Genomic DNA, 20,763 nt, shown 5'->3' with positions numbered 1-20,763 from the left:
GATCAGCGGCCGCCCACAGGGGGGCGCGTGGGAGGGGGCATGGTCCGTAAGGTATGCCCGGTCCGTACCGGCGAGGCCGGTGTCCGCATGAAAAGCATCGACGAGCACATCGAGAAGGACAGGCTCGAGATCGAGGCCGCCCGCGCCGAAGGCAACGACGGCAAGGTCCGTCACCTCGAAGAGGAGCTCAAGGGTCTCGAGGAGTACAAGCAGCACCACCCCGAGGACAGCCACGACCCCACTCCCCTGGAAGTGTTCTGCGATCTGAACCCGGAAGCCCCCGAGTGCAAGGTCTACGACGACTGAGTCGTCGTCCGCACCCATGCTCCGCTGCAGCCATCAACGCGCCGGGAGCCCATCAATCAGCTTCAGCCGGGCCGCAGGGCCCGGTTTTTTTTGGCCTTGCGCCCCATCGGGGAGGCTGCTGCCATGGCAAGGGGCTGTTCGCAGGCCCGAGGCTGCCCGCTGCCGCAGCCAGTCGCGCTCAGGCTGAAGGCTCGTAGCGCGGCCTGGCGACCGGCTCCACCGTGGTGATCTCCTGGACTGTGGGCGACTGCTCGGCCGCCGCGGCCTCCAGCTGGGCCCAGACGGTCGCCTTGAGCCGTTCCAGGCCCACGCCGGTGGCGGCGGAGATCGCCAGGGTGGCCAGCACGCCCTGGCTGTGGGCGTGGCGCTGCAGGTCCTGCATGGCGGCCTCCAGCGCGTCGGCGTCGAGCAGCTCGATCTTGTTGAGCACCAGAAGCCGCGGCCGCTCGGCCAGGCCGTGGCCATAGGCCTGCAGTTCGCCCTCCACCACCGCCACATCGGCGAGCAGATCCTCGCCGCCGGCATCCACCAGGTGGATCAGCAGGCGGGTGCGCTCGATGTGGCGCAGGAAGTCATGGCCGAGGCCCGCCCCCTGGGCGGCACCCTCGATCAGGCCGGGAATGTCGGCGAACACGGTGCCATCACCACTGGGCTTGCGCACCACCCCCAGGTTGGGCACCAGGGTGGTGAAGGGGTAATCGGCGATGCGGGGCCGGGCGGCGGACAGCACCGAGATCAGCGTGCTCTTGCCGGCGTTGGGCAGGCCGATGATGCCCACCTCCGCCAGCAGCTTGAGCTCCAGCTGCAGCTGCCACTCCTCGCCGTCCTTGCCCTCGGTGGCCTTCTCGGGGGCCCGGTTGCGGTTGCTGAGGTAGTGGGCATTGCCCAGACCGCCGCGGCCGCCGGCGGCCACCATCAGCTCCTGGCCCGGCTCGGTGAGATCGCCCAGCAGGATGCCGGTGCGGCAGTCGCGCACCTCGGTGCCACAGGGAACCTTGATCACCAGGTCATCGCCACCGGCTCCGGCGCAGCGGTTGGGGCCACCCCGGCGACCGGGGGTCGCCTCGAAGAGCCGCTTGTACTTGAAGTCCAGCAGGGTCTGGAGATTGCTGTCGGCGCGCAGAAGCACGTGGCCGCCGCGACCGCCATCGCCGCCGGAGGGTCCGCCGGCCGGCACGTACTTCTCTCGGCGGAAGGCCACGATGCCGTCGCCGCCGCGGCCGGCCCGCACCACGACGCGGGCCTGATCGATGAACTGCATTCGCTCAACCCTAGGATCCGCCGGTCGCGGCAACCGCTTGGCCGAGGTCCGATTCCAGCAGGTCCGCAAGACCTACCCGCCCCGCCGCGGTGATGGCGATCCGGTGGAGGTGCTGGCCTCGCTCGATCTGACGGTGGCAGATGGCGAATTTCTGGTGCTGGTGGGCCCGTCCGGCTGCGGCAAGAGCACCCTGCTGCGCATGCTGGCGGGCCTCGAGACACCCAGCGGCGGCGAGATCTTCGTGGGCGACAGGCCGGTGAGCCGGCTGCGGCCTTCGCAGCGGGATGTGGCCATGGTGTTTCAGAGCTATGCGCTCTACCCCCACCTGGATGTGGCTGACAACATCGGCTTCGGGCTGCGCCGCCGCACGCCCCGCACGCCGCTGCAGCAGCTCCAGGACCAGGGCCATCGCCTGACGCGCAGCTGGCCCGCCCCCCTGCAGGTTCCCTCCGCCCGCGAACGGCGGATCGAGGCGCGGGTCCAGCAGGTGGCGGAGATCCTCGAACTCGACGGCCTGCTGCAGCGCCTGCCCAAGGAGCTCTCCGGCGGCCAGAAACAGCGGGTGGCCCTCGGCCGGGCGATCGCCCGCGAGCCGGCGGTGTTCCTGATGGATGAGCCGCTCAGCAACCTCGACGCCAAGCTGCGCACCGGCACCCGCAGCCAGATCGTCGATCTGCAGCGGCGCCTGGGCACCACCACGCTGTACGTCACCCACGATCAGGTGGAGGCGATGACGATGGGCCATCGCATCGCCGTGCTCCATGCCGGCCGGCTGCAGCAGCTGGGCTCGCCGATGGAGCTGTACCGCTGGCCCGCCAACCTGTTCGTGGCCCAGTTCATCGGCAGCCCACCGATGAACCTGCTGCCGGTGCGGATCGTGGCCCCGGGGCAGCTGCAGGTCGCCGGCCAGCGCCTGCTGCTCGAGGGGCCGCTGGAGGAGCTCAGCGCCGCCCATGTGGGCATGGGCCTCACCGGCGGGCTGCGGCCGGAGCACCTGCGCCTGGCGCCCGCCACCAACCGCAACCTGACGGCCGTGGTCTGCCACCTTGAAGCCCTCGGCAACGAGCAGCTGCTCACCTGCCGGCTGAAGGAGGGCGATCATCTGCTGCTGGTGCGCACAGGTCCCGAGCAGGCCGTGACCGTGGGCCAGGACGTGCATCTGGAGGTGGATCCGAGCGGCTGGCGTCTGTTCGATGCCGCCGGCGAGGCGCTGCTGCGCGGGCCGGGTCCCCAGGAAAGGAGGGAGCCTCAGCTGCCGGTGCTGGGGTGAGCGACCGCGGCGGCAGGTCATGAAGCGCGGGGGAGCGGGCTGAAACAGCGCGAGTGGCGAGCGGTGCTGGTTCCTGCGCCCCTTCACTTCACAAAAACCACACTGCAGCCCGGCCCGCCGTCGCCCTTGTCCGCGTCGCTGACCCGCTCCACGTAGGGGATCGTCGCCAGCCAGTCGCGCAGACCGCGCTTGAGCTTGCCGGTGCCGATGCCATGGATCACCCAGATCGGCCCGTTGGCGCCGCGCAGCCGCTCCTCCACCGCCGCCTCCGCCTCATGCACGCGCAGGCCGCGCACATCGACGGTGTTGGCCTCGGTGCGCACATCAGGGCCGCGACTGGCCGGATTGCGGCGACTGCGCACCTGCACCTGGGGCAGCGGCGGCGGCGACGCCTTCTCACCGTTGAGCCCTTCGATCGCCGAGAGATCCACCGTCGTGCGCAGCACGCCGCAGCGCACGGTGAGCTCGCGGCCGTCCTCGGAGAGGGCCAGCACCTGGGCCGCCTTGCCCAGGGCCAGCAGCCGCACGCGATCGCCCACGGCAGGCCGCCAGCCGCCGTGGTCCACGCGCTGGGGCTGGGGGCTGTGCTCCTGCTGCAGGCGCTTGAGCCGCTGGCCCGTGACGCGGGCCGTTTCGGCCGCCTCGCGCCCACCGCTGCGGCCGCCCTGGCGCAGCCGCCGGATCAGACGGCGCACCTCCCCCTGTCCCTCGCGGATCGAGTGTTCGAGTTCGCGGCGCCGCTGCTCCTGGATCTCGGCGCTCTGCTCCTTCTGCTGCTGCCAGCGGGACAGGAGCTCCTCGTGCAGGAGCTCGGTGCGGGCCAGCAGGGCCGCTGCCGCCTCCGCCGCCTCCTGCTGCTGCTGGCGCTGCCGCTCCAGGCCCTCGATCACCTGGTTCACCTCACCGCTGCCGCCGGGCCGCAGCTGCTCGGCCGCCGCCTGCACCACCTGCGCGTCCAGGCCCAGACGGGTGGCGATCGCCAGGGCGTTGCTGCGGCCCGGGATGCCCCACTGCAGGCGATAGGTGGGCGAGAGGGTCTGCTCGTCGAACGACACCGAAGCGTTCTCGAAGCGGGAATCGCCGTACTTGAGCGCCTTCAGCTCGCCGAAGTGGGTGGTGGCGATCGTCAGGCGGGCCCGGTCGGCGAGGTGCCGCAGCAGGGAGGCCGCCAGGGCCGCCCCCTCGGTGGGATCGGTGCCGGCGCCCACCTCATCGAGCAGCACCAGGCTGGCGCCGGCGGGGTGGACGACGGGTGGCGGGGTGGACCCGCCGTTCGGTGCCGCGGCAGCCGACGCCAGGGCCGCCAGGATCCGGGCGATGCGGCGGATGTGGCCGCTGAAGGTGGAGAGGTTCTGCTGCAGCGACTGCTCATCGCCGATGTCGGCCAGCACCTGGCCGCACCAGGGCAGCCTGGGCGTACCGCTGCAGGGCAGGAACAGACCGGCGCGGGCCATCAGCGCCGCCAGGCCGATGCTCTTGAGCGTGACGGTCTTGCCACCGGTGTTCGGACCGGTGATCGCCACCACACGCAGTTCGGGGCCCACCCGCACCGTCACCGGCACCACCGGAGATCCCTCCTCGCGACGCTGCTGCCAGAGGAGGAGGGGATGGCGCAGATCCCGCAGCTCGAACGGGGTCTCGGGGTCGTCAGTCAGCTCAGGCCGGACCGCTCCGAGCCAGGCGCCGTAGCGGGCCCGGGCCAGGCCGGCATCGAGCCGCACCAGGATCCTCTGCAGATGGTGCAGGGCCTCGGCCTCCTCCCCCACCAGGCCGCTGAGCTCCAGCAGCACCGCCCGCTCCAGCTCGCGCTCCTCCCCCTGAAGCTCCCGCAGGCGATTGCCGAGGGCGATCACCGCCTGCGGCTCGATGTACACCGTCTGTCCGGAGGCGGAGCTGTCGTGCACGAGGCCCTTCACCTGGGCGGCGGCGCCGGCCTTGACCGCCAGCACCGGCCGGCCGGAACGCTCCGAGAGCACCGTGTCCTGCAGCATCGGCGCGTAACGGCGCAGCAGGTCCTGGAGCCGCTCGCGCCGCTCAGCCAGGGCTGCCTGCAACCGGCGGCGCAAGGCCGCCAGCTCGGCGCTGGCCCGATCCGCCACGCGACCGCCCTCCTCGAGGCAGAAATGCAGGCGCTGCTCCAGCTCCGGCAGGGTGCGCAGCTCGCCCACCAGAGCGCTGCAGACGGGCCGCAGCTGCGGATCCTCGATCTGGCGCCGCAGCCGGCGGGCCGCCGCCAGGGTGGCGGCCAGATCCAGGAGCTCCTCGCCTCCGGCGCAGCCCCCCTTGGCGCAGAGCTGCACCGTGGCGCGGATGTCGGCCACCCCCTGGAAGCTGAGGCCGCCTTCGATCAGGCCATCGAGCGCCAGCAGTTCGGTGGTCTCCGCCAGCAGCCCCAGGCTTTCGGCGGGCGATGCAGGCAGAGGCAGCAGGCGGCAGTGGCGCCGTCCCGCCTCGGTGCCTGCGAAGCCGGCCACGTGCTCGGCCAGCCGCGGCCACTCGAGCAGCTCCAGGGTGTCGGCGGCGATGTCCGGTTCAGGGGCCGAGTGCGACGGGATGGCGGCCGACGCGGCAGCCCGTTCAGCCGCTGGCAGGTCAGCCGCTGGCAGCAGCCCGGGAGCCTGCGGGGAAATCACCACCCCCAGGCCGGGATCTGTCGGCAAGGACACCGCAGCCGCGTCTGCCGGCTGCCACGTCGGCCCCGCGTCCTTCAGGTCAGCAGGTGGAGGGCCGGCAGCGGCAGCGCAGACCTGCCGGTCCGTCGGCCCATCCGGCACGGTGGCGGCGCTCTCGTTCACGGCAGGGATGGGGTCGGTCGTCTGGCTCACCCGCAAACGCCGTCCCTGGCTGGCGTGAGCGAGGCGATCGGCGCCTCGCCGGTGTTGGTGGGAATGCCTGCGGGGGGCTCATAGAGCACCTCCAGCCAGTTGCCCTCCGGATCCTGCAGATAAAAGGAGGCGGTGCCGTCGCGGTGATCGTGCACCGGGCCCACCGGATGGCCGCTGGCCACGAGCTGGCCATGCACCGCATCCACAGCGGCGCGGTCCTCAAGGTGGAAGGCGAAATGGGGACCCGCCGCCTTGTACTCAGGGCTGAGCAGGGCCACACCATCGCCGGTGACCGGCGACTGCAGGTAGGCCCAGTCGGGCGCATCCCAGGTGAGCCGCAGCCCGAGGGCGGTGTAGAAGGCCTTGGCCCGTTCCATGTCGGTCACCCGCAGGGCCACATGGCCGAGGCGATGAACGGCGGGCTCTGCGCGGTGGGGGGCTGGAGCCATGGCGGGACGGCGCACGGCCTGCATTCTCGGGCAAGGCGCAGTTCAGCCAGGATCCCGAGGTGGAGGAGAACCGGCTGTATGGCTTCGCAGGAGCCTTCGGCTTCCGTTGCGCTTCGAGCTGGTGCACAACAACCCTGCGCACCCTGCTGATCGCCCCGGCCGACCGCGCCGGCTTCCTGGTGCTCTGCGGGCACTCGGCGTGCGGGGGCCAGGCCCCCAGGACACCCGGCCTAACCCGGTCCGTTGGCGGCGCGTAGGGGCTCCTTCAGCGCCGCCTCGCCTGCATGCAGCTGCGGCTCGGGCGGCACGGGACGTTCAGCGTGCAGCGCCTCGATTGCCAGCGCCACCTACCATTCGCATGGTGAATGAAATTCATCCAAGACGTGAATCCATTGCCCCGTCTGGTCAGCGGCGCCCTCGCCGATCGTCTGGCGGTGATGCCGGCGGTGGTGGTCACGGGGGCGCGTCAGACCGGCAAGAGCACCCTGGCTGAGCAGCTCGTTGCTGGAGGCAGGCGCTACCGCACGCTGGATGACTTCGACGTGCTCGCTGCCGCCAGAAGCGATCCGGAGGCCCTGGTGGGAGGGCACGAGCCGATCACGCTCGATGAAGTGCAGCGCGAGCCCTCTCTGCTCAGCGCCGTGAAGCGGGCCATTGATCGAAACCGCACAGCGGGGCGCTTCCTGCTCACCGGCTCGGCAAACCTGCTGCTGATGCGGCAGGTGTCTGAATCGCTCGCCGGCCGGGCGAGCTACCTCAACCTCTGGCCGCTCACCCGCCGTGAGCAGCTCGGGCTGGGAAGCGCCGGCCGTTGGGAGGAACTGCTCGCCACGCCTGAAGAAAGCTGGCACGACCTGCTGGCCAACGGGGACGGCCAGCCCGAGGACTGGCGGGCGCTGGCGCAGCGGGGCGGCTTCCCAACGCCAGCGATCGAACTGAGCAACCCTGCCGAGCGCGCCATCTGGTTCGACGGCTACGTGCGCACCTATCTCGAGCGCGACCTGCAGGACCTCGCCTCGATCAGCTCCCTGCCCGATTTCCGCCGGCTGATGCAGGCGGCCTGCCTGCGCCTGGGGCAGCTGCTCAACCAGACCGAACTGGGCCGTGACGTAGCGCTGCCCCAACCCACGGTGCACCGCTGGCTCAATCTGCTGGAAACGTCCTATCTGCTTGTGCGCCTGCCGGCCTATGCCGTGAACCGCACCAAGCGGCTGATCAAGGCCCCCAAGCTCTACTGGGGCGACACCGCCGTCGCCCTGCACCTGGCCGGAGCGGAACCGCAGGGCTGCCATCTCGAAAACCTGGTGCTCCAGGATCTACTGGCCTGGCGCGATGCGCGCGTCCAGCGGGTGGAACTGGGCTACTGGCGCACCACCCTCGGCGAGGAGGTGGATCTGGTGATCGAAGCGGGGGGCAGACTGCTGCCGATTGAAATCAAGGCCACGGCATCACCGCGGTTGGCGGACTGCACCCACCTGAGGAGCTTCCGCGCCGAATACGGCAGCCAGGCCCGCTCGGGTCTGCTGCTGCACACCGGCACGCGCATCGAATGGCTCACAGCCGATGTGCTGGCGGCGCCGTGGTGGCGGGTGCTCTGAGCGCAGCCATCGACCGAAGGGAATCGGATCCTCACCGGTGTTGGCGGGAACGCCGCAGGCAGGCTCGTCGTGCACCTCCTGCCAGTTGCCCTCCGGATCCTGCAGATAGGAGGAGGCGGTGCCGTCGCGATGGTCATGCAGCGGGCCGATGGGATCGCCGGTCGCCTCCAGCTGGTCGTGGCCCGCATCGACTGCGGCCGGGTCCTCGAAATGGAAGTCCCCTGGACAGGATCCACGGCATGGAGCAAGCTGCCTCCCGTCGGGCGGAGAAGCCGGCCATGGCGAGGTTCACCGGCCAACCCCACCCGCAGGCGCCTCGGCGAGGCGCCTTCTTTATGGCTGCTGCCGAACACCAAGCAGGGCCGGAAAAGCCAGCAATCACCCCATAGCACGGACCAGACCCAAGCCGACCGGTCAATGCGCCAGTTGCACAGGCGTCCAGCCCCTTCGGGTGCGTCAGGGCAGCGGAGCAAAATTGCGATGACAGTTTAAAATCAGAGATACCGTGCAACGGTTTAAGATTAAAGGAATTGCCTAATTACTGGCAGTTGCAACAGCCCCGCTCATCATCAATGCAGGCGCCAGCCGAGCCACCCTGTTTATCGACCTGATTGAAGTTTCGCCAACACGAACAGAGGTCAGAGCATCCGGCTCTCTCAATCTAACAGGCCTTACTAGCACTAATCTTAGCGTAAATTTTGGAAACGCCGCTGCACGGTCGGGCCTCAACACCAATAACGACGTCACTCGCTTCAGTGAACTGATTGCGAGCACACCAGGCCGATACTATTCAATTTCTGGGATTGCGAGCCCATTCACCTTCGATAACGCCAATCAGCCAGGTTGCTCAGCAACTGGAAACTGCCTCGCACTCGCATCTCCAGCACCAAGCACAACAGTTCCTCTGTTCATTAATGCTGGCAGCTCAACAAACGCGAATGTGCCGGGATCTACCATCTGGCTTGCAAACTCTTATGCCAGTGGAGATTCAATTCTCAATTCATTTTTCCTCGATCGCAGCCTTGCCCAGCTTGGGCTTGCAACTCCCACAGTGACCTTCACACTCGCCGGAAGCAGTGAAACCATTGTATTCCGAGAGGTTCCCGTTCCCGGGCCGCTTCCCATTCTGGGAGCAGCCACCGCCTTCAGCTTCAGCCGTCGCCTGCGTTCGCGGGTCCGGAGTGCCTCCAAGGCTGAACAATCCCAACAAGCGTGAGTAGAGAGTTCTCTTCACTCCTAATCAAGCCTTGCGCCTCCTCACCAAGCCCTGCGAGAGCAGGGCTTTTCTTTTATCCACTCAGCATGTACGCGCGCAGCCTCAGCCGGCTCAGCCTGGTGTTTGCATTCCTGTATGTCCTGCTGGTCGTCTCTGCGGCCATCCCACCAAAACTACTGGATTACGACTGGATCAGTCGCGTCACTGCCACCCTGATCAACGGCTCGAGCATGCCGCTTCTTGCGCTTCTTGTTCTTGTCGTGGGCAGCAAGCTTTATCCGGAGAATCAGCTCCTGTACAAACGCCGCCTGCTCTTTTCTCGCCTCGCCGGACTGGCAGTTCTAGGTTTTCTGTTCCTGGTTCCAGTGCACATTTATATGGGGATTCTACAACAAACTGGCACATCCGATCAGGCTCGTGCTCTTGATGCTTCGGAACAGCAGCTCAAGACCTATCGCCAGGCTGCCAATCAGGCCTCCAGCGTTGCCGATCTTCAGCAACGGATGTCCAAGCTGGGTGCACCTGCACTCAACCCAGCGATTCTCGCTCGCCCGCTTCCAGATGTCCAAGCCCAGTTGGATGCCGGCTTTGATCAGATCGCTAAACAGATTACCCAGCAACGCCAGGCCTTGGCGGCGCAATACAGTTGGCGTGCCCGAGCGCCGCAGGTCTTGCGCATCGTCATCGCCTGTCTCGTGCTGGCGTTCGGCTTCGCATCCTTCACCAGTCCAACGCCAACAGGTCCGGTTCTGATGGACAGCGTCCAGGACAAGCTGGCGACGTTTCGTCTCAGGACATTGTTCCGTTCTGGGCCGGCTGGTAGATCAGCACTTCGATCGGGTCCATTCAAGGCTCTGTCAAACAGCATTCAGGCGTACATGCTGGAGCGTCGCCGCAGACAGTCGGCTAAACAATGGAACAAGCAGCGCTATGGAAACGCTAAAAGAGGCCCCCTGGGCCTGCTCCTGAGCGCCATGCAAAACCTGGAAGCCGTTTTGAACAGATTTTCACTGTCAAGCCGGGCTGGCAAACCAAAAAAACAACAGAGATCAACATCCATGCATCGCGGGGAACCATCATCCGGTCAGCGCAGCGAGCGACAAGATCAGCCTTGATCCTTAGGGCATTCTCCAATGCCTGGCATCATCCTGCTACCAAGGCAGCAGGAGTCAGGCTGCTCTCTCGCTCCCCAGCGCCCCCTTCCCTCAGCCCTGCCGCAACCAGGCGGCTGCGTCGCAGGCGTGATACGTGAGGATCAGATCCGCTCCGGCCCGCCGGAAGCTGAGCAGCGTTTCGAGCACCACCGCCCGCTCATCGATCCAGCCGCGCTCGGCGGCGGCCTTCACCATCGCGTACTCGCCCGAGACGTTGTAGGCGGCGATCGGCTGCTCGCTGGCCTGGCGCAGGCGATGAATGATGTCGAGATAGGCCAGGCCGGGCTTGACCATCAGGATGTCGGCCCCCTCGCTCTCGTCGAGCTGGCATTCGAGGATCGCCTCGCGACCGTTGGCCGGATCCATCTGATAGGTGCTCTTGTCCTTGGGGATCGGCTTGCCGGCGGCGGCACGGGGGGCCGAATCGAGTGCCTCGCGGAAAGGACCGTAGTAAGCGCTGGCGTACTTGGCCGTGTAGCTGATGATCCCCACGTGCTCGAAGCCCTCGTCATCGAGGGCCTCGCGAATGGCGCCGACGCGACCGTCCATCATGTCGCTGGGGCCGATCAGATCGGCGCCGGCACGGGCCTGGGCGACCGCCTGACGGCAGAGGATCTCCACGGTCTCGTCGTTGAGCACCACGCCCTCGGCCGAGACGATGCCGTCATGGCCGTCGCAGGAATAGGGGTCGAGCGCCACGTCGGTCATGATCGCCATGCCGGGATGCACCTCCTTGAGGCGGCGGATCGCCCGCGGGATCAGGCCGTGCTCGTTGAAGCACTCGGCGCCGTCCTCGCTCTTGAGACCGTCGGCCACCTTGGGAAACAGCACGACGCAGCGGATGCCCAGATCCCAGGCGCGGCCCACCTCATCCACCAGGCCCTCGAGGCTCCACCGGCTGGCGCCGGGCATGGCGCCGATCGGCTCGTTGGTCGCCCCCTCATGCACGAACAGGGGGTAGATGAAGTCGGTGGGAGCGAGATGGTGCTCGCGCACCAGGGCCCGCAGGGCAGGGGTGCGCCGCAGCCGCCGCGGACGGTAGGTGAGCTCCATGGGGGGGATCGGTCTGGCCGGATCCTACGGACCAGTGCAGGCCTGGCTCATCGGTACCAGGCGATCAGGGCCACCAGGACGAAACCGATCAGCGCCGCGACCTGAGAGCGGACATCGACGCGGTTGATGCGTCGCATCACCCGCTCGCGCTGATCCTCGCTGGCCGCCTCCATCTGGTTGCTGCCCCAGAGGAACAGCACGAACAGCCCCACCGAGACGACGTAGCCATAGATGAAGAGCTGATCGAGGAAGGTGAGATAGGAGGTGGGTGGCATCTCCGCCTTGTAGGACTGCTGCATGAACACCAGCGTCAGCAGCGCCGTGGGCGGAATGGCCAGCCTGGCGTCCCCCAGCGTGCCCTCAAGGGTCGGCGCCAGCAGCACCAGGCACATCACCAGCAGAAGGGGCAGGATCCACTGGGTGAACATCGCCCAGGGATCGGGGCTGTACTCCACCCAGATCTCGACGCGGCTGTAGGTCTGATCCGAATCCTTGCCGAAGGCGGTGGGATAGGCGTGATCGGCCGCCCGTACCCGCACCCCGCGCAGCTGATAGCCGTAGATGCTGCTGTAATCCCCCAGCAGCCCGCGGCTGCCGGACTCCGGCAGAAGCCGGACCCGCGAGGCCGGATCGGCGAAGGAGTCGGCATCGGTTTCGAGAATCAGCGGCAGCCGGATCGACTCGAACGGGGAGCGGCGCTGATCGATCTCATTGACATAGAAGTTGGCTGCAAAGCGAAAGGAGAACAGACGCGACCCGTCCTGCAGCGGTGGCTGCTCCTCGTCGAGCAGCTCGATCAGCCCATCCCAGTTGTCCACCTGGTTGACGAACTCCACCATGTCCTTGGGGCTGATCCCACGGCTGTTCATCAGCGCCAGCACCGCCGGCGGCACCTTCAGCCAGTACCAGCCATCCGCCTTGAAGGTCTGCTCGTGCAGGGACAGGCCATAGATGTTGCGCACATGCAGCCCCACCCGCACCGTCAGGGGATCGTCCGGTGTGGCGGGCGCCGCGGCAGCCGCTGACTCGGCACGCGCCGTCGGTAACGCCTGAGCCGCAGGGGCGAAACCCATCAGGCAGAGGCTCAGGACGAGCGACAGGAGCAGCCGGCCCAGAACGCAGCGACCCAGGCGCCATGACCGCCGTGCTCGTTCCATCGACCGCCTGCAATCAGGGCCCGCCAGTCTGCACGGGTGGAGGCAAGCGCCTTCAGAGACGCGCCGCGGCCGCCCAGCCCTCCCGTGGATCGGCGCTGCGTGCCTGGCGCAGCTGCTCCAGCAGCTGGCGCTCCTGCTCACTGAGGGCCTGGGGCAGCCGGAGGGTGGGCGTGAGCAACAGATCACCACGGCCATCCCGCAGGGGCCAGCCCTTGCCCTTGAGCCGCAGGCTGCGGCCAAGGCTCATGCCGGGGGGCACCTGCACGGTGGCTTCCCCATCGGGAGTGGCGACCCGCACATCGCCACCGAGGGCCAGTTCATCGAGGCTGAGGGGCAGCTCGGCGCGGAGCTGGTCGCCATCGAGCCGCCAGATGGGATGGGGCTGCAGCTTGAGGGTGAGATAGAGGTCACCGCGCCGGCCGGTGCCGGGCTGAAGGTTGCCCTTTCCCTTGAGCCGCAGACGGCTCCCGTCCTTGACGCCGGCGGGGATGCGCACCTGCACCCGCTCCTCGTTGACGGCCAGGGTGCGCTCGCAGCCGCGGAAGGCGTCGGTGTAGCTGAGACTGAGGGTGGCCTCGGCGTCGAGATTCACCGGCCGCGCCGGACCGGGGCCACCGAAGCCGGAGAACCCGCCGGGGAAGCCGCTGCCGAAGCCGAACCCGTCCGGAGAGCCGGCGAAGCCACCGCCGCCGGGACCACCGAAGCGGCCCAGCAGGTCGTTGATGAAGTCGTCGAAGTTGCCGTAGCGGCCGAAGTCGACATCAACCCCGGCGCCGCCTCCGGGACCGCCGACCTGGTTCCAGTACTGCCCGAACTGCTCGTAGCGACGCCGCTTGTCGGGATCCGAGAGCACCTCGTAGGCCTCGCTGACCTCCTTGAAACGAGCCTCAGCATCCTTGTCGCCGGGGTTCACGTCAGGGTGGTACTGCCGTGCCAGGCGCCGGAAGGCGCGCTTGATCGCGTCGGCGTCGGCACCGCGCTCCACTCCGAGCACCTTGAAGTAGTCGCGGTAACCGTTGGCAGCCATCAACGTTCGCCCTGTGGGTGCATTGTCTCAGCCTCAGGCGGCCATCCAGGGGCGCGGCGGAGGGCGGAAGGCCGAACGGGACGCCGCTTCTAGAGTCGCGCCGGAGTGTTCCCGACCGGCCCGATGTCCTTCCACGCCCGCTCACCGATGACGCTGGCCCTGGCAGTGGCGGGCCTGCTGCTCGGGGCGGGCGGCGCTCCCGCTCACGCCGGCGGCCCCCCGGTGGATCAGGCTGCTGGCGCAGCCACCCCCGCCAGCACCACCTCCAGTCTCGGCAAGGCCTTCGGCCCCTCCACCCCGGATCAGATCGCGCTCGTCGAGCACCTGCGCAACAAGGGCGTGGTCTTCTACGGCGCCTTCTGGTGTGTGCACTGCTTCAAACAGAAGGTGCTCTTCGGGGAGCAGGCCGGCAATCGACTGCCCTATGTGGAGTGCGCCAAGGACGCCGCCGGCGCCCAGGCCTGCAGCGCGGCCGACGTGCTGGCCTATCCCACCTGGGTGATGGGCAATGAGCGCCGCGTCGGCGTGCAGAGCCTGCAGGAGCTGGCTGTCTGGACGCAGTTCAATGGGCCCACCAGCTTCAGCGACGCCAAGCCCGGTCTGTGATCCGGCCCCGGCCGGTGGGCCTCAGGGCGCCAGCCGGGCCCGATGCAGGCGGCTCTTCTCGTACCAGTCAGCGAACTCCGGTGTCCAGGCCTGCAGATGCGGCCAGAGCAGATCGCAGAGGGCGCGGATCTCCTGCTGCGCATCGAGCTTGGCGCGCAGATCGAGGAAATGCAGAAGCGCCCGCAGGCTGAAGCTCACGACGAAGTGCTGGCGGTAATCGAAGGGCAGGATGCCGCGGGCATGCTCCTCGGCATAGCCGGCATCGAGCAGGTCGCGGTAGCGCTCGGCGGCAGACCGGCAGAGCTGCAGATCGATGGCCCGCTGGCCTTCGTCATACTGATACTTCTTGCCCTGGCGGTCGCTGTAGCTGCCCACGGGCCGCAGGTAGAAGACCTCCTCCAGATCCAGTTCGCCGTTGGCGGCCTTGCGGATCCGGTCGCCCGTGTACCGCATCGACTGCACATCGAAGCTCACACCCACCCGATGGGTGCGGGCCTGCTGCATCACCGAATGGGGAAACCAGCCGACATTGAGCACGATCTGCGCATGCTCCAGCGGGCCGTAGTGGCCCCGCTCCCCCGCCAGCAGCCGCTTGACGCAGATCTCACCGGCCCGCTGCTCATCGGGCCAGTCGTCGCGATCGGCCGCCACGAAGCCCTCGCTGTAGTCCTGGTGCATCGCGGCATAGACGCACTGCTGAGGGTTGGGGGTGGCGGCGATCAGGTCGACCCGGAAGCGGGGATCCATGGAAGTCGAGGCAGGAGCGATGCGGGGGAAAGGGCAGGCCCTGGCCGCCCAACGATGGCACCGCGTCCCCTCCGGCGCATGGGCAGGCATCCGTGCCGTGTCGGCGGACCGGCGAGGGCTCGTCCTTGCTGACGCAGCGGGAGCCGGCCGGATCAGCCGTGGCTGCGGGGACCCGCCTGGGTGGCGACGGCGGCGGGAACACTGGCCGGCAGGCGGCTGGTGGCGCCCACACCGGGCAGCTGCGGCAGCGGCTCACCCTGCAGCAGCGCCGTGGTCAATGACGCGAGCTCGGTGGCGCTGCGGGCGCCGATCGAGCGGCCCACCGGCTGGCCGGCGGCATCGAACAGCTCCAGCTGGGGAATGCCGTTCACCTCGAAGCGCTCCACCTCCGCCTGCCAGCGAGGGTTCTCCACATTGAGCAGCACCACATCCAGCTCGCCGCGGTGCTGCTGCTCGAGCCGATCCATCGCCGGCGCCATCGCCCGGCAGGCCTCGCACCAGTCGGCATAGAACTCCACCAGCGTGGGACGCCCATTGGCCAGGGCCACCGCCAGATCAGGCGATTGACGGGCCAGGCGCTCCAGCGGCGCCTCCGGATGCAGCCCTCCCCGCAGCCAGAGGAGCAGCAGCGCCAGCAGGGCGGCCACGGCCGCCAGCACCATCCGCTCGGTGCGGCCCATGGCGCCTGAGGCCGGCCGCGGCCCGGACGGGGAGGACAGCGCAGCGGGATCCGGCGGGGACGGCGTCATGACGAAAGCGCCTGATCAGAGGAATGGAACGGGCACTCTGACAGCGCTGAGCGGCCGGCCGCGGCCCCGTGCCGCCTCACTCGGCGGCGGAGAGGCCTGCGTCGCAAACCCTGAGGTGCCACCTCGGAGGCACCTCAGGTGCGTCGCGGCCTCGTGACCCTTGAGGCCGCCGCACGCCGGGCCGGGAGGGAACCGATCACCATTGCTAGCTTCCAGGCAAGCGAAAGGTCGAGGTGAAACGGCGGCTCACAGTGCATTTCCCGCGGGAATCGGTGCATCTGCCGATCACCTACCGGCTCGCCGTCGATTTCGATATCGCCGCCAAGATCCTGCGCGCCCAGATCGCCCCCAACCAGAGCGGCACGATGGTGGTGGAGCTCTCCGGCGACATCGACGAACTCGACGCCGCCGAGCTCTGGATGGAGCGTCAGGGCCTGAGGCTCGACCGGGTGCCCGGCGAGATCCGCATCGATCCGGAGCACTGCATCGACTGCGGCATCTGCGCCAGCATCTGTCCCAGCGGTGCCCTGCGCTTCGAGAGCGCCAGCCAGCGCCTGCGCTTCGACGCCCCCCGCTGCCTGGTGTGCGAACAGTGCATCCCGAGCTGCCCTCTGGAGGCCATCTCACTGGTGCTGGAGAGCTGATGACGACCGTGCTGAACCTGATCCTGCTTCCCCTGCGGGCACCGATGGTGCTGCTCCTGCTGCTGGTGAGCACCTACCTCGGCCTGCACTGGAGCCGCCCAGGCTCCTGGGCCGATGCGGGCATAGGGGGCGTCACCCATCTGATCTGGTCGGCGGAATGCCTTCAGGCGCTGGTGGTGGTGGTGGTGTGCACCATGCCCGACCTGCTGCTGCGGCGCCTCTCTTCAATCATGGCCGCCAGTCGCGTGGCCAGTCTGGTGATCACCCTGCTGCTGGTGGTGACCGGTGGCCTCTATCTGCTGCATCTGGAGGTGCTCTCCAACGTGCTGATCCTGTCCTCCAGCGTTCTGCTGGCACGCCTGGATCTGGTGCGCCTGAGGGTGGTGCCACCACCGTTCGTGATGACGCTGATCCTCTGCGTGCTGGTGCTCGGGGGCATCACCCTCGGCCGTGCCCTCGAACTGCAGATCAGGCCCTATGTGAACGTGCCGCAGCCGACCCGGACCCCTGCCGCTGTCGATCGACGTCCGGTCCGCAGCCGGACCCGGCGTGAACCCGATCGCGCCATCCCGCACCTGCCCGGCAACGCCCCCCCGGGGCCAGCACTCTGAACGGCGCTGGCGGCGTCTGAATCACCGGCGGGGCAGTCGTCCGATGAGCTGGTGAAGACGGGAGATCCAGCGGAATCAAGGCCTGGCTTCGAGGGGTTCGAGCCCGTCCCTGTCGCGCATTCCGTTCCACGTGCCATTGCTGCTGTGCCAACGGGCCGACAGCCCTGATGCCGGCCCTGGCGCAACGGACTCGCCCCAGCCGCTCGCCACTCCCCTTCAGCCGACTCGCTGCCGCTGCAGGGCTCCGGCTGCGCAGGCCTGCACAGGCTCCCCCCTCTGGCTCAGCACCCCGGCAGGCGGCCCTGCTGATAGCTCCAGGCGTTGCCCAGCACCTTCTTCACGTAGAGGCGCGTCTCGGGGTAGGGAATCGCCTCCACCCAGAGCTCCGGGGCCTGGCGCAGCCGCGGGTTGATCCAGCCGGCCGTGGCCCCCGGACCGGCGTTGTAGCTGGCGACCGTGAGCAGTGGATCACCCTGCCACTGCTCCAGCAGACGGCGCAGATAGAGGCTGCCCAGGTCGGTGTTGCGCGCGGGATCCTCCAGCTCGCTGCCGCTGAGAGACCGGCCGGCGAGCTCAGCGGCGGTCTCGGGCATCAGCTGCATCAGCCCCACCGCCCCCACCACCGATCGGACTCCGGGGGTGAAGCGCGACTCCTGCTTGGCCACACCAAGCAGCAGGGCAGGGTTCAGGCCATGCTGATCTGCCGCGCGGCCGAAGTGCTCGCCGAAGCGGCGTGGATGCAGGGCGCGCTCCAGCTGGGTCTCGAGGGCGCACTGATCGGGCGGCAGGCCCAGCTGGGCCCGCTCCAGCTGGGCCATGCCGGTCCAGTCATCACCGACGCCCTGCCGCAGTCTTCCCTCCAGCGCCAGCTCCAGGGGCTGACGCGGTGTCCGGCCGCGGCGGCCGCTGCGCCAGGCCTCCCAGGCCTCATCGCGCTGATCGAGGCGCCACAGGCGATCCAATGCGGGGTCACCGCTGTTCAACGGGTGCCAGGCCGGTTCTGCGGGGGCCTGCGTGGCCGGGGACCGCATCGCCAGATCGCCCTGATCGAGGCGCACCGCAGCACGCCAGCCGTAGTAGCCACCCGGGTGGCGCTGGCTCAGCTGCCGCCAGCGGGCGCGGGCCTCATCACTCTGGCCCAGCTGCTGCTGGGCGTAGCCCAGCCAGAACAGCTGCCGCGCCGCCAGGGGAGGCGGCAGGCGATCCGGCTCCAGCGCCTGAAGCAGCGTCCGCGCCGCCGCCCACTGCCCCGCCAGCAGATGGATGCGGCTGCGCTCCCACTGCAGATCCCAGATGGCCGGATCCTTCGGCCAGCGCCGCAGCGCCTCCAGCGCCGCCCGATCGTCCGGCCCGGCCAGAGCCCACCTGGCCGCCAGCGGCGCACTGTCACGCCAGCGCCGCGGCAGGCGGGCGATCGCCTCCTCAACGCCGTCACCCTCCTGGATGGCCAGAAGCCGCACCGCCTCCTCCGCCTCCGGACCTGAGCCGCCCGCGAGCTGCACGAGCAGGGCAAGGGCCTGAGACCGGCGTTCAGGTCCGGCGCGGAGCAGGCCACGGGCCAGGGCCAGGCTCCCCTGGGGAGTCAGGGAGGCCTGAGGCCTGAGACAGGCCAGAGCGGTTTCGCCATCCCCCAGTTCCGCCAGGGCCGAGGCCACCACACCCCGGTCAGCCGGTGTCAGCGGTCCCTGGAGGCAGGCCTGGCGCAGGCGCTCCTCCGCCCCGGGCCAGCGGGCACCCCAGCGGGCCAGATGCAGCAGACCGGCCAGGCGGGCCGGGGCCGACGGGCCGGCCTCCAGCGCCGCGGCCAGGGCGGCGGGATGGGCCGGGAAACGCCGCAGCAGCTCGGTGCGCAGCGTCGACGACTGCCGGCCCAGGCTGTAGAGGGCATCGGCGCTGGCCGGATCCTGCGGGAAGCGGCGCAGCAGGCTCCGCCACTGAGCAGCGGCCTGGGGATCGCGCTGCAGCCGTTCGGCAGCACGGGCATCCCGCTTGAGCACCAGCGCGGCAAGGGGATCGGGCCCCCAGCCCTGGTGACGCAGAAGCCGACGCTGCAGGCGTGGATCGGCCAGGGCCTCCGGGCGGGCGGCCAGCAGCAGGCTCGCCTCACGCCGCCGCACCGGATCGACGGAGAAGCGCCGCACCCGCTCCAGGCCGGTGACGGGGGTGAGGGGAGTCAGGGCAGGGCGCAGGCCCAGCAGCCCCCACCCGGCCAGCAGCACCCCAAACGTTCCCAGACAGGAGACCGCCAACAGGCGCGGCAGACGGATCAAGGACCGGCATGCGGCAATGGCAGCATTCTGGGTACTGACTCGCCTTATCCCCTTGGCCGGCCTCCCCCCCGCACGGCGCGCCGATGGAGGCCGCAGGCTACTGCCGCTGCTGCGGTGGCGCCGCGCGCCGTCCGGGAGCGTGCTGCCCGGAGCCGGACAACGCCGCAGGTTGCTGATCGCCTGGCTGCTGGCGGCCGCGACCGTCCTGCTGCGGCCCTGGCCGCCGTTTCAGTGGCTGCCTGGCTGGTGCGTGGGGCTGCTGCTGCTCTGGGCGATCGGCGAGCTCGTGGGCTGGCTCTGGTGGCCGCAGCGCTCCGCGTAGCCTGACGCCCCATCCATCGGGGGCAGGGGCAGGGTGAACGGCAGCTCAGCAGGGGTTCCCACCACGACGCCGGCGTCCTCGCCCGCTGCCGCCACAGCCTCGCCGATCGGGCCCGCCCTGGGGGAATCCGTCACGGGCTTCGGCACCGACGGCATCCGCGGCCGGGTGGGCAGCACGATCACACCGGCACTGGCCCTGCAGCTCGGCTACTGGTGCGGCCTGGTGCTGCCTCCGGACGGGCCGGTGGTGATCGGCAGCGATTCCCGCAGCAGCGGCCCGATGCTGATGGCGGCCCTCACCGCCGGCCTCACCGCCGCCGGCCGCGAGGTGTGGGATCTGGGCCTCTGCCCGACGCCGGCGGTGCCCGGCACGATCCGACGCCACCAGGCGGCCGGTGGCCTGATGGTGTCGGCGAGCCACAACCCGCCCCACGACAACGGCATCAAGGTGTTCGACAACGGCGGCTCCAAGCTCGGCCGTCAGATGCAGCAGGCGATCGAGGCGGGGCTGCGGGGCGAGCGGCCGTTGCCGGCCTTCCACGGGGAGGGCAGCAGCCAGGGGCGCACCGATCTGATCGAGACCTATCGCCGCTCGCTCGTCGAGAGCGCCGGTGGCCGCCGCCTCGATGGCGTCCGGGTGGTGCTCGATCTCTGCTGGGGCTCCGCCACCGCCTGCGGCGAATCGGTGTTCCGCGAGCTGGGGGCCGATCTGACCGTGCTGCACGGCAGCCCGGATGGGCAGCGCATCAACCAGGGCTGCGGCAGCACCCACCTGGAGCCTCTGCGTCAGGCGGTGCTTGAGACCGGTGCCGCCATGGGCTTCGCCTTCGACGGCGACGCCGACCGGATGCTGGCGGTGGACGGCCGCGGCCGGGTGGTGGATGGCGATCAGATCCTCTACCTCTGGGGTTCCGCCCTGATGCAGGCCGGCGAACTGCCGGAGAACCGCATCGTGGCCACGGTGATGTCGAACCTCGGCTTCGAGCGGGCCTGGACCGACGCGGGTGGCGTGCTGGAGCGCACCGCCGTCGGCGATCAGTACGTGCATGCGGCGATGGAGAAGCTCGGCGCCGGCCTCGGCGGCGAGCAGTCGGGTCACATCCTCTCGGCGCGCCACGGCATGAGCGGCGATGGCCTGCTCACGGCGGTGCAGGTGGCCACGCTGGTGCAGGGCCGCGGCCAGAGCCTGGCTGAGTGGATGGACGGCAGCTGGCAGCCCTATCCGCAGAAGCTGGTGAACGTGGTGGTGCCGGACCGCCGGAAGCGGGTGGGCTGGCAGGACTGCGCACCCCTGCGCGAAGCGGTGACGCAGGCGGAGCAGGCGATGGCCGGCAGCGGCCGGGTGCTGGTGCGCCCCAGCGGCACCGAACCGCTGCTGCGGGTGATGGTGGAGGCCGCCGAGATGGAGCAGGTGGAGCACTGGTGCAGCAGCCTCGCCGCCGACGCCGAACGCTGGTTGAACGCGGCCCCGGGGGCGGCCGGCTGACCTGAACCGAAGG

18 protein-coding genes are annotated in these 20,763 nt (G+C 69.2%); 9 read left to right on the top strand and 9 right to left on the bottom strand.

Annotated features, from left to right (window positions below):
• Positions 1–87 precede the first annotated feature (87 nt).
• A complete protein-coding gene (locus H8F25_RS10795; protein WP_197210416.1) occupies positions 88–306 on the top strand; it encodes a CP12 domain-containing protein in 219 nt (72 codons plus the stop codon).
• A gap of 178 nt (positions 307–484) precedes the next feature.
• On the opposite strand, the gene obgE is transcribed toward H8F25_RS10795, so the two are convergent.
• Positions 485–1,567 (bottom strand): GTPase ObgE, encoded by a 1,083-nt coding sequence (gene obgE / locus H8F25_RS10790; protein WP_197210415.1) that lies wholly within the window; start codon positions 1,565–1,567, stop codon positions 485–487.
• A 37-nt stretch (positions 1,568–1,604) separates the two neighbouring features.
• Between obgE and H8F25_RS10785 the strand changes: the two genes are divergently transcribed.
• Complete coding sequence (locus tag H8F25_RS10785) at positions 1,605–2,837, top strand: ABC transporter ATP-binding protein (protein WP_197210414.1); 1,233 nt, start codon at positions 1,605–1,607, stop codon at positions 2,835–2,837.
• An 83-nt stretch (positions 2,838–2,920) separates the two neighbouring features.
• On the opposite strand, the gene H8F25_RS10780 is transcribed toward H8F25_RS10785, so the two are convergent.
• Both H8F25_RS10780 and H8F25_RS10775 read right to left on the bottom strand, forming a co-directional pair.
• Positions 2,921–5,392 (bottom strand): endonuclease MutS2, encoded by a 2,472-nt coding sequence (locus H8F25_RS10780; RefSeq protein ID WP_197213748.1) that lies wholly within the window; start codon positions 5,390–5,392, stop codon positions 2,921–2,923.
• A gap of 266 nt (positions 5,393–5,658) precedes the next feature.
• Entirely contained in the window at positions 5,659–6,111 is a 453-nt protein-coding gene (locus H8F25_RS10775; RefSeq protein ID WP_197210413.1) for a VOC family protein, read from the bottom strand.
• Between the two features lie 383 nt (positions 6,112–6,494).
• Between H8F25_RS10775 and H8F25_RS10770 the strand changes: the two genes are divergently transcribed.
• Together H8F25_RS10770 and H8F25_RS10765 are read left to right on the top strand one after the other, a co-directional pair.
• On the top strand, positions 6,495–7,709 hold the full coding sequence (locus tag H8F25_RS10770; RefSeq protein WP_197210412.1) for an ATP-binding protein: 1,215 nt from the start codon (positions 6,495–6,497) through the stop codon (positions 7,707–7,709).
• A 1,302-nt stretch (positions 7,710–9,011) separates the two neighbouring features.
• Positions 9,012–10,040: a hypothetical protein gene (locus H8F25_RS10765; protein WP_197210411.1), complete on the top strand. Its 1,029-nt coding sequence runs from the start codon at positions 9,012–9,014 to the stop codon at positions 10,038–10,040.
• 90 nt (positions 10,041–10,130) lie between these two features.
• On the opposite strand, the gene hemB is transcribed toward H8F25_RS10765, so the two are convergent.
• The 3 genes from hemB to H8F25_RS10750 form a co-directional block, all read right to left on the bottom strand.
• Entirely contained in the window at positions 10,131–11,132 is a 1,002-nt protein-coding gene (hemB, locus tag H8F25_RS10760) for a porphobilinogen synthase (protein WP_197210410.1), read from the bottom strand.
• A 47-nt stretch (positions 11,133–11,179) separates the two neighbouring features.
• A complete protein-coding gene (locus H8F25_RS10755) occupies positions 11,180–12,205 on the bottom strand; it encodes a hypothetical protein (protein WP_197210409.1) in 1,026 nt (341 codons plus the stop codon).
• Between the two features lie 136 nt (positions 12,206–12,341).
• Entirely contained in the window at positions 12,342–13,316 is a 975-nt protein-coding gene (locus H8F25_RS10750; RefSeq protein WP_197210408.1) for a DnaJ C-terminal domain-containing protein, read from the bottom strand.
• Between the two features lie 123 nt (positions 13,317–13,439).
• Here H8F25_RS10750 and H8F25_RS10745 point away from each other — a divergent pair, with 123 nt between their 5' ends.
• Positions 13,440–13,922 carry a hypothetical protein gene (locus H8F25_RS10745; protein WP_231596772.1) on the top strand — a complete coding sequence of 161 codons (483 nt, stop codon included), beginning with the start codon at positions 13,440–13,442 and terminating at the stop codon, positions 13,920–13,922.
• Positions 13,923–13,943: 21 nt separating this feature from the next.
• Here H8F25_RS10745 and thyX read toward each other — a convergent pair whose 3' ends face one another.
• Together thyX and H8F25_RS10735 are read right to left on the bottom strand one after the other, a co-directional pair.
• Positions 13,944–14,669: an FAD-dependent thymidylate synthase gene (gene thyX, locus H8F25_RS10740; RefSeq protein ID WP_197210407.1), complete on the bottom strand. Its 726-nt coding sequence runs from the start codon at positions 14,667–14,669 to the stop codon at positions 13,944–13,946.
• 152 nt (positions 14,670–14,821) lie between these two features.
• Complete coding sequence (locus H8F25_RS10735; protein WP_197210406.1) at positions 14,822–15,418, bottom strand: thioredoxin domain-containing protein; 597 nt, start codon at positions 15,416–15,418, stop codon at positions 14,822–14,824.
• Between the two features lie 233 nt (positions 15,419–15,651).
• On the opposite strand from H8F25_RS10735, the gene H8F25_RS10730 reads away from it, so the two are divergent.
• Positions 15,652–16,062: an NIL domain-containing protein gene (locus H8F25_RS10730; protein ID WP_197210405.1), complete on the top strand. Its 411-nt coding sequence runs from the start codon at positions 15,652–15,654 to the stop codon at positions 16,060–16,062.
• Entirely contained in the window at positions 16,062–16,673 is a 612-nt protein-coding gene (locus H8F25_RS10725; RefSeq protein WP_370525723.1) for a hypothetical protein, read from the top strand. Before H8F25_RS10730 ends, H8F25_RS10725 begins: the two co-directional genes overlap by 1 nt.
• Before the next feature lie 281 nt (positions 16,674–16,954).
• On the opposite strand, the gene H8F25_RS10720 is transcribed toward H8F25_RS10725, so the two are convergent.
• Entirely contained in the window at positions 16,955–18,943 is a 1,989-nt protein-coding gene (locus H8F25_RS10720) for a lytic transglycosylase domain-containing protein (RefSeq protein ID WP_231596771.1), read from the bottom strand.
• A 52-nt stretch (positions 18,944–18,995) separates the two neighbouring features.
• On the opposite strand from H8F25_RS10720, the gene H8F25_RS10715 reads away from it, so the two are divergent.
• Both H8F25_RS10715 and glmM read left to right on the top strand, forming a co-directional pair.
• The gene (locus tag H8F25_RS10715; protein WP_231596770.1) at positions 18,996–19,265 is read left to right on the top strand and encodes a hypothetical protein; all 270 of its coding nucleotides are present in this window, start codon (positions 18,996–18,998) and stop codon (positions 19,263–19,265) included.
• Between the two features lie 105 nt (positions 19,266–19,370).
• Positions 19,371–20,750, top strand: coding sequence for a phosphoglucosamine mutase (glmM, locus tag H8F25_RS10710; protein ID WP_197213733.1), 1,380 nt, complete (start codon positions 19,371–19,373; stop codon positions 20,748–20,750).
• Positions 20,751–20,763: the final 13 nt, after the last annotated feature.

The organism is Synechococcus sp. CBW1004 (assembly GCF_015840715.1).
GTDB lineage: Bacteria > Cyanobacteriota > Cyanobacteriia > PCC-6307 > Cyanobiaceae > Cyanobium.
Note: the sequence above shows the minus strand (reverse complement) of the source record. Positions and strands in the feature narration are given on the sequence as shown.

What these genes read in the sequence shown, in the direction of transcription:
- H8F25_RS10795 (WP_197210416.1), top strand. Translation starts at nt 88, where the DNA reads ATGAAAAGCATCGACGAGCACATCGAGAAGGACAGGCTCGAGATCGAG.
- obgE (WP_197210415.1), bottom strand. Translation starts at nt 1,567, where the DNA reads ATGCAGTTCATCGATCAGGCCCGCGTCGTGGTGCGGGCCGGCCGCGGC.
- H8F25_RS10775 (WP_197210413.1), bottom strand. Translation starts at nt 6,111, where the DNA reads ATGGCTCCAGCCCCCCACCGCGCAGAGCCCGCCGTTCATCGCCTCGGC.
- H8F25_RS10765 (WP_197210411.1), top strand. Translation starts at nt 9,012, where the DNA reads ATGTACGCGCGCAGCCTCAGCCGGCTCAGCCTGGTGTTTGCATTCCTG.
- hemB (WP_197210410.1), bottom strand. Translation starts at nt 11,132, where the DNA reads ATGGAGCTCACCTACCGTCCGCGGCGGCTGCGGCGCACCCCTGCCCTG.
- H8F25_RS10755 (WP_197210409.1), bottom strand. Translation starts at nt 12,205, where the DNA reads ATGGGTTTCGCCCCTGCGGCTCAGGCGTTACCGACGGCGCGTGCCGAG.
- H8F25_RS10750 (WP_197210408.1), bottom strand. Translation starts at nt 13,316, where the DNA reads ATGGCTGCCAACGGTTACCGCGACTACTTCAAGGTGCTCGGAGTGGAG.
- H8F25_RS10745 (WP_231596772.1), top strand. Translation starts at nt 13,440, where the DNA reads ATGTCCTTCCACGCCCGCTCACCGATGACGCTGGCCCTGGCAGTGGCG.
- thyX (WP_197210407.1), bottom strand. Translation starts at nt 14,669, where the DNA reads ATGGATCCCCGCTTCCGGGTCGACCTGATCGCCGCCACCCCCAACCCT.
- H8F25_RS10735 (WP_197210406.1), bottom strand. Translation starts at nt 15,418, where the DNA reads ATGACGCCGTCCCCGCCGGATCCCGCTGCGCTGTCCTCCCCGTCCGGG.
- H8F25_RS10725 (WP_370525723.1), top strand. Translation starts at nt 16,062, where the DNA reads ATGACGACCGTGCTGAACCTGATCCTGCTTCCCCTGCGGGCACCGATG.